Raw genomic sequence first — 7866 nt, forward strand, 5'->3', positions numbered from 1 at the left:
GCGACCGGTGATGTGACCGATACCGTCAGGCACTCTGTCAGTCGCGGGATTTTGCAAGTATCTGAGGAAGTGAAAGCTGTGGCACTTGAGAAGCAAAAGCCGGCTATCAGCTCTCTGACTCAGGTGGTAAATGAGGCGCGCGAGTCGGTGAAGTCCATTCGTCGGCAGGCTGCATGGTTCCATTGGCGTTCGGCTTGTTGGACGGTATTGATAGGGGCGACTTCATTAGCGGTATGCCTTATTGGGATGAGTTATTACCTCAATCATGGCTATCAGCGTATTGCTGAGATGCAAGCTATGGAAAAACAGTGGCAGAGAAAAGCGCCGCTAGCAAACATCAGTACGTGTGATGGGAAATCTTGTGTAGAAGGCACTGGCGAAGAATATAAGGACAACAACGGTGGTCGATTTTTTGTCATAAAAAATTGATGGTTAATATTTAGATGTTAATAATCCAATTGACGGGGATAATTGTTTTTTGATGTTTTTATTGTTATTCATAGAATTTCATATTTTAATGAATATTATTTGAGATAGTCCATGTAAACATAAGTTTCATCATCGAAATGATTAAATGATTAATTACAGGTAAAGCTTGGGGGTTGTTTTTTCTATGTAATGAAAATCACAGTGTGGTATATTGTTTTGTGTATGATATCTTTTTTGAGTTAACTTAATTAAGTCAAGGTGCTGGCGTGAAGAAAAATAAAAACACAAAAAATAAAGTAAGGAAAGCTAAACTAAAAAAAATACAAAAAAAAAGCATTTCAAATAAAAAAAGGATAAGAAGAAAAAATAGATTGAGAGCAGAAAGGAAGCCAAAGAATAGTATATTACTGTCAGACACATTTATTAGTGACTGGTTGGTTAGGGCTAACCCAAAATTCCCCTTTAGGTTTGATGCAAAATCAAAAATGAAATTTAAAATACCAGCTATTTTTGATATTTTCAAAAACCCTGAGGTTGTATTAAAAGAAATATTAAAACTAAACAAAATCCTTTTAAATAGAAGGCTTGACTATATAACAATAGATCATAGGAAATTAGTAAAGTATGGAATCGGTAGTGAAGCTCTATTAGGACTGCTGGCTACTGAAATAATAAGTAATAGGAGAAAGCAACTTGATGAAAAAATCACTTTAAAGGGGTTGTATCCTGCAGTACAAGGCGCAAAGCAAATAGTAAAAAGTATAGGCCTTGCTCGTGAGTTAGAAGGAGATCCTTTTGAGGATGCTACTGAGCATGAACATGAAGAAAATGTTCATTACTTTAGATACGATAATAGGTATTACAATGCACCAAGTACAAGGGTAAATAAAAAAAGCGAAGTAGCTAAAGAATGCGTAAGGTATTTAGATGACTGTATGAGATCACATAATTTATCTTTGAAAGAAAACTCAAAGAATAGGCTTAGCGCATGCTTAGGTGAAGTTTTAGATAATGCTGAAGAGCATTCGGGAACAAATAAGTTAATCTGGTATGTAAGGGGTTATTTTAATAATGTAAAGGAGGAGAGGTATTTAGAGCTAAGTGTTTTTAATCTGGGTAATTCAATATTCGATAATTTCGATAACTTACCAGAAAGTAGTAAAATAAAAAAAGTAGCATCTAATTATGTAATGAGGCATAAAGGAAAGATTAAAGAGGAGTCATTATTTACAGTGGCAGCGCTGCAAGGCGATGTTAGTACAAAAAAAGACTCAGATCCTACTAGAGGACAAGGTTCTGTAACTTTAATTGAAAATTTTGAATCTATTTATGAAGAATATTGTAAGTTGAGAAAGCCGAATAGCCTTGAAAGTATTGCAGAAATGAACATAATTTCTGGTAGAACTGTGGTACATTTTGATGGAAAATACAAGTCAGTTGTTGAAGAGAATAAGTATGGTGAAGAGAGGTTTATCATGCCATTCAATGAATTGCATTCTCTGAACGCACCTCCTGACAAAAGAAGTGTCTATACTATGAACGATGTGAAATTCCCAGGGGTTATGATTAATATTAGAATGCCGTTAAAGGGAAGTACTGAACCACTAGATGAGGTGAAAAAATGACCGAACATCAAGAGTTGAAAGAGAGAACTTTGACTATTGATTTCTCTCAGAATAGTCTGAGGGATGTAACCTTATTTACTGGAAGAAAGAATGGTAGAAAAGCAAAAACTTTATTTTCAGTAGCACTATGCGATAGGTATGTATTTAAAGCAAATAAAGAACAGGTAATAACAAGCTCTTATTTTTTAGGGTTAATTGGAGATGAGCTACGTATATTACTAAATAAATTAAGTAGTATAAATGAACTGATAAGCAGGATTGATACTTCCTCTTTGAACGTAGTTAGTCAAGAGGAGTGTGTTAGAGCCATTCGGAGAGGATTGTCTTCAAATGAAATTGAGCTCTAGATTCATAGTGTTTTTTATTTTTATTTTTACAGCTAATGCACACGCGGTGTGTAATGTTTCTGATGAAACAAATATATATATTGCTTCAAGTCCTACGGATGATAAGGAGGCGTTTTCAACATCAGATATTTTAGCTTCTGCAGCTATCATTATATCTATAATAACTATATTAATATCTATCTACACCAACAGGGAAAGCAATAAAAGATCTGTTTTAGATATGTATTGGATGAGGGAAGTTATAATCCCTAGCTTCTTGGATCCATTCATTTTATTTCACTTAAATGCATTAAATGAATACAAGAGATCATCAAGTAATGGTGATTTTTATATGAACTTTGCACTGTCAAAAATAAATGAAATAAGAAATAGATCTAGGGTTATAAGTATATCAGACAATAATTTGAGGGATAAGGTTGTTGAAATAATAGAAGAGTTTGAAGATAGTATATATTCTGTTGCTTCCGCAGTGGAGTTTGAAGATTTATTGGATTCTTTTTCTATGAAGGTGGTAAAGGAAATACAAGCTAGCCAAATAAAATAAATTACCTTTATTTTTATTGATTATGTTTTTTGGTTGTTGTGCTTGATATTTTCAACATTAAAGGCAAAGTAGGGTTTCCTCACTGCCTTTAATTTAAATAACAATAACTTTAGGATGGATTAAATCATATTGAGATATAATCAGTAAATTTTCATTTATTCGAGTATGAATGTTTACTAGGGAATTACTACATATTTAAATTAAATATTTCATAATGTGTGGTTCACTCAAGAGGTAGGTATTATTAAATCCATATAGAGTGCTCCCCATTTTTTATAATATATAGTTATATTTAACATGAACACCGTTAATTCAGTGCATGACATCCTTTCATCTATGCGGATAAGAGGGGTTTATGTTTAAATGGAGGGTTAGTTGATCGCCTTCGCTCTTTCAATTCCCACTGGAGTTAAAATCCCTGGGTAGACTCTTCTACATCTAACATTTCCTGCGGCCATTTTCGTTACTCTGTAGCTACTTAGCCCTTTATCCCATAGAAGGCTCAGACTTTCGAAGTTGTCGTTTACAAGGCTATTAGGAAGCCCTTCTCCTGCCTTATGCAAGCGGAGCATTTCTCTTAACAGATCATTCTCGGTCATATGTGTTATCCATCGGTTGATTTTGTACGTTGGTTTCAAATCATAAATGAATATTAAGGTAATAGCATACCTAATGCCCCCGTGGCGGGTCTATAAAAATTACGGGGGAGCGTGGCGGCTGTTGTCTGAATCTTTCCATAATTTTCTCAAAACCTACCCAATTTAACATAAAGGTGCTTTTGCGCACCGGCGCAACACCACTCATTGCCAAAACCCCCTCAACCGCCCAAAAGTGACGCTTTATCGGGTCAAAATGGGGCGCAAATTGTGTTGCACATTTGTTATCAAAATCGGGATTTTAGTTTGGGCCGCGAAAGCGGCTCAACGGGCTATTTTCGCCAAAATTGCCAGGATTTCTTTGTGGTGACAGGTGCGACTGTTTCGGTGATTACAGGTGTAGCCGGTTCGGGCTGAGGTTCCAGTGCCGGAGCTGGGGTTTTGTGGAGCTTTGACTCGATCAGATACATTGCCTGTTTTAAGCTATCGATATGTTCATCTTGACGCTTAAGCTCTTGGTTTTTGCTATCTAGTAGTTGCTCTAACAAGGCTATTTTCTGCTGTAAATCAGCAACAAAAACTGTCTTTTCTTCTGTTGCATCATGCTGCTTTGCATCACTTTGTGACACTGTAGCATTTGTTGCAGATATACCGCCAAATACCCGTATAAGCTCTGATGTATCTAGCTTTTTTTGATCTGTTGCATCTTTAGATTGCGACAGTTTACCCTGTTTAATATAGCGATGAATTGTTGCTCTATTTTTTCCAGTCAGCCTAGCTGCTTCTGTAACTGATACCAGTGCCATAGATACCTCAAAGACTTCCATACTTGGTTAGAATATTTCTTAATGTGGTCAATTGTTTTTCTGTTAGCCAAGAAAATGAACCATTGAGGTCGTATTTGCTTTGCATGTCGCTTAGGAATTTTGCCTCAAATCCTGATAATTGAACTTTAGCAGTCAAAGCATCATGTAGCGTTTTTCTTAAGCCAGAGATGAGTGGGTCTGGTTCGTTATATGCAGTTCCCAGTTCTTTCGTGACTTTACTATCAACATCGGTAGTGATCTCAACTAGCTTATCCAATTCACATTGGAAAATTAGCGTGTCAGCTGGACGTCCGTGCTTTGTAATAGATACATGCATATTGCTGTAAGTGTTCAGATCTTTCGCTATGGGTTTCAAAACCCAATGGTTTAGTAACTTGTACTCGTGATAATTATTTTCAAGCATTAACATGAACTTGAAGTCATCAATAGATATTTTGATATTGGCATTTCTTGTTTTTTTTTGTGTTAGTTCTTTGAGAAGCCACTCATAAACACGCATCGAGTACTTATTTTTGAAGGATTTAACATGCTCTAAATTGTACTTAATGAACTGCTTCAACTGATATAGCAGCGGAGGTAGGTGTTCATTAAAGACAAGCTTTACTCTTTGGTTTTTTCGGTTGAACTCAACTAATCCAGCCCAATTAAATATTCTCCGCTCAATGTCACCAACAGGGTATATCAGTTCAATTGACCTATTCATAAGATCTCTAGTTGAGTTAGTCAGATTTTTGTAGGCTAAATCGTTAGATATTCCCATGTACTTTGCATACTCTTGATATCCGAACTCCACCGTCCTTTCTTGAATGGTCATTCCTGATAATGAGGGGTTTATGCACCCGATACAGAACAAAATAAGCTTTGTCTCTTGCTCCGTTAAATCGTAACGACTAACGGCAAGTTCGTTAGCTTTGTAGACTATCAGCTCAGACATGGTATTCATCAGGGTTAGGTTATTATTTAAAAGCTAACCTAACACAAAGGTTAGCTTACTTCAAAAATCATAACCTTTATATTGATTCTGTTGATGACCAGAAAATCCCTTAACCTTTCCCATAAAAAAGCAGAAAATCCCTTAACCTTTCCAGAAAATCCCTTAACCTTTAAGGTTTTTTTTTATTTACTATCAATAAGTTAAAATCCCTAGAATAAAGAAAGAATAGAAAAGATAAAAAAGAATAGATCCCAGCCCTGTGGATAAATCTATTCAATTCGCCGGTTTGAATAGACATAAAAGGATGTTGCAAACGCTGTTTGCTCCTTTGTGTGAAAACCTTAAACCCCTATAAGTAGCTCCCTCGACTTCGCTCGGGCAAACCGCTGGATCGTCCTTTTGTCTTCGACCGTCAACCCTCATCATTGCCGTTAAATCCGATAAGGACAGTTCGCTTCGCTCACGGCTTAGCAAAATAAGGGGCTAAAACGGCCTATAAGAGCTTATTTCAGTCTTTCCCTTAGAGACGGGTGTTTTATCTTTAAAAAGGCCACAGAGAAGCTTACAGGGCTTTTATGGGTCAGGATTTGATTTGCTTTTGTGTTAGGAGCGCCTCACCTTTGGTTTTCCACTCTGCCCATTTGGGATTATCTCGGGGTAATTCATTCAGGCTACTGAGTGCACCGAGCAATGCTGCCGCGTTATCGGTGGGTTTTCCCGTTTGGCTATCAACGAGGCGGGCCATGATGAGTAAGCCGGCAGATTGATAAAGGGCATGGTCACGGGCTTTACGGGCGGCTTTCGCTGCAGCGCGTTTCTCTGCCTGGATGAGGTTGGTGACTTTGGTTCGCGCTTCCTGGGCTTTGATGGCGCTGCGTTCAGCATTGACCAGGAGAGTGAGCGTTTTCTCTTCCTGTGTCGTTTTATCCGTCTTTTCGCTGAGCAATATCAATAATCGCTGTTGTTCGTTGGGTGATTTAAGTCCGCGCAGATAATGCAGTCGGTCTGTCAGCCACTGTTGCTGTTTTTCGTTCATAGATTTCCCCTCGCTATTCATCTGTCCTGTCATCGTAATCCGTGATTTCATCGCTGGCAAATTAGGCCAAAAACCACTACAGTCCATATCACGAATTATCGATATAGCGCACTTAGACGTTTCTTGACTACGTCATAGAAACCGTGCGCGCCTTCAGCGGGATAACAACCATGGCCTCTTATCATCTGAGCGTTAAAGCGGGAGGCAAAGGAAAGGCCCTTTCCCATGCCCACTATATTGCCCGAGAAGATAAGTATGCCCGCCGCCGTGATGATGACCTGGTGTACGCTGAATCGGGTAATATGCCCAATTGGGCAACGCATAAGCCGGCGGAGTTTTGGGCAGCCGCTGATGCGCATGAACGCGCGAATGGCTGCACGTACCGAGAAATTGAAATCGCACTGCCACGTGAACTCGATGACGCGCAACGCTTAGCATTGGTCCGTGACTTCGTATCACAGGAAATCGGTGAGCGTCATGCTTACCAATTCGCCATTCATAATCCGAAAGCGGCGATTGCCGGCGGTGAACAGCCGCATGCGCATATCATGTTCTCCGAGCGTCAGTGTGACTGTATTGAGCGAGACCCTGAGCAGTATTTCAAACGGGCGAACAGTAAGCATCCTGAGCGCGGCGGGGCGAAAAAGGTACGCTTTGGGGAAACCCCGACCGAGCGTAAGGCCTATCTCACTGAACAACGTAGCCGTTGGGCAACCTTGCAGAACACCTACCTTGAAAAGTATCAGCATGATGACCGTGTTGATGCACGGTCCTACAAGGTACAAGGGATTGACCGGCAGCCTGAACGTCACCTTGGGCCTTATCAGGTTAGACAGCTCAATGTGGCACAGCTGCAAGCTGTGATTGACCGACGTGAAGCGGAGTCTGTTGCGGTTGAACAGAAAGCGGCGTTACAGGGTGTCATTGATGTGACCAGCTCCCTGCACAGTGTGTTACGGGAACGTGATGAAGCTCAGCGCGTCTCGCCGGCGGTTTCGCGTGAACAGCGTCAGACAGGTAAGACTCACCAGGATGAAATTAATCAGTTGGTCAGTGCCGCAATGGGCGATATTCAACAAGACATCGACCTGCAATCGCTGATTGACTCTTCAATGGCTGAGTTTGCCGGCATTCATCAGCAACAACTCAAGCAACAAGAGCAACTCAAACAAACCATGCTGCAAAAGCAGCGTGAACTTGAACGCCAGAAACAGGCTGAGAAGCTCAATCAGCAGCACTCTCAGCAGCCGAAACCAAAATTTAGCCGTGGCCCCAGAATGTAACAGGAGACTGTAATGGATGACGAAATTAAGAAAATAGCGGCCTTAATTGGCCATCAGCAACAGCAAGAAGCGCGTGTAACGGCGTTAATTGAAGCCTTTGAAAAAGAGGCTACCTTGCTCCGACAGGAGAACGCAAAACTCGCCGATGCCATACATTCACTATCACAAGCGACCGGTGATGTGACCGATACCGTCAGGCACTCTGTCAGTCGCGGGATTTTGCAAGTATCTGAGGAAGTGAAAGC

At 40.0% G+C, this 7866-nt stretch carries 8 protein-coding genes and 1 pseudogene; 6 read left to right on the forward strand and 3 right to left on the reverse strand.

Translation table 11 applies throughout. The features are described 5' to 3' along the window. The 4 genes from MKR94_RS15915 to MKR94_RS15930 all read left to right on the forward strand — a co-directional run. Positions 1–429 (forward strand): tRNA modification GTPase (locus MKR94_RS15915; protein WP_241647802.1); only part of this gene is annotated, 429 nt, incomplete at its 5' end. A 266-nt stretch (positions 430–695) separates the two neighbouring features. After that, entirely contained in the window at positions 696–2054 is a 1359-nt protein-coding gene (locus tag MKR94_RS15920) for a hypothetical protein (protein ID WP_241647803.1), read from the forward strand. Further along, the gene (locus tag MKR94_RS15925; protein WP_241647804.1) at positions 2051–2401 is read left to right on the forward strand and encodes a hypothetical protein; all 351 of its coding nucleotides are present in this window, start codon (positions 2051–2053) and stop codon (positions 2399–2401) included. The genes MKR94_RS15920 and MKR94_RS15925 overlap by 4 nt, the downstream gene beginning before the upstream one ends. Next, positions 2385–2945 carry a hypothetical protein gene (locus MKR94_RS15930; protein ID WP_241647805.1) on the forward strand — a complete coding sequence of 187 codons (561 nt, stop codon included), beginning with the start codon at positions 2385–2387 and terminating at the stop codon, positions 2943–2945. Before MKR94_RS15925 ends, MKR94_RS15930 begins: the two co-directional genes overlap by 17 nt. A gap of 928 nt (positions 2946–3873) precedes the next feature. On the opposite strand, the gene MKR94_RS15935 is transcribed toward MKR94_RS15930, so the two are convergent. The 3 genes from MKR94_RS15935 to MKR94_RS15945 form a co-directional block, all read right to left on the reverse strand. Continuing rightward, the gene (locus MKR94_RS15935) at positions 3874–4347 is read right to left on the reverse strand and encodes a DNA-binding protein (protein ID WP_241647806.1); all 474 of its coding nucleotides are present in this window, start codon (positions 4345–4347) and stop codon (positions 3874–3876) included. 7 nt (positions 4348–4354) lie between these two features. Beyond that, a complete protein-coding gene (locus MKR94_RS15940) occupies positions 4355–5302 on the reverse strand; it encodes a replication initiation protein (protein WP_241647807.1) in 948 nt (315 codons plus the stop codon). Between the two features lie 580 nt (positions 5303–5882). Continuing rightward, positions 5883–6338, reverse strand: a complete 456-nt coding sequence (locus MKR94_RS15945; protein ID WP_241647808.1) for a conjugal transfer protein TraD — start codon at positions 6336–6338, stop codon at positions 5883–5885. Positions 6339–6508: 170 nt separating this feature from the next. On the opposite strand from MKR94_RS15945, the gene MKR94_RS15950 reads away from it, so the two are divergent. Beyond that, positions 6509–7621: a MobA/MobL family protein gene (locus tag MKR94_RS15950; protein WP_241647809.1), complete on the forward strand. Its 1113-nt coding sequence runs from the start codon at positions 6509–6511 to the stop codon at positions 7619–7621. A gap of 12 nt (positions 7622–7633) precedes the next feature. After that, positions 7634–7866 (forward strand): annotated as a pseudogene (locus MKR94_RS15955) (tRNA modification GTPase); the annotation flags it as partial.

Source organism: Rosenbergiella metrosideri (assembly GCF_022602565.1).
Lineage (GTDB): Bacteria > Pseudomonadota > Gammaproteobacteria > Enterobacterales > Enterobacteriaceae > Rosenbergiella > Rosenbergiella metrosideri.

Bases quoted from the DNA above. Each gene is read 5' to 3' on its own strand.
- MKR94_RS15935 (WP_241647806.1), bottom strand. From the start codon at position 4,347: ATGGCACTGGTATCAGTTACAGAAGCAGCTAGGCTGACTGGAAAAAAT.
- MKR94_RS15950 (WP_241647809.1), top strand. From the start codon at position 6,509: ATGGCCTCTTATCATCTGAGCGTTAAAGCGGGAGGCAAAGGAAAGGCC.
- MKR94_RS15925 (WP_241647804.1), top strand. From the start codon at position 2,051: ATGACCGAACATCAAGAGTTGAAAGAGAGAACTTTGACTATTGATTTC.
- MKR94_RS15930 (WP_241647805.1), top strand. From the start codon at position 2,385: ATGAAATTGAGCTCTAGATTCATAGTGTTTTTTATTTTTATTTTTACA.
- MKR94_RS15945 (WP_241647808.1), bottom strand. From the start codon at position 6,338: ATGAACGAAAAACAGCAACAGTGGCTGACAGACCGACTGCATTATCTG.
- MKR94_RS15940 (WP_241647807.1), bottom strand. From the start codon at position 5,302: ATGTCTGAGCTGATAGTCTACAAAGCTAACGAACTTGCCGTTAGTCGT.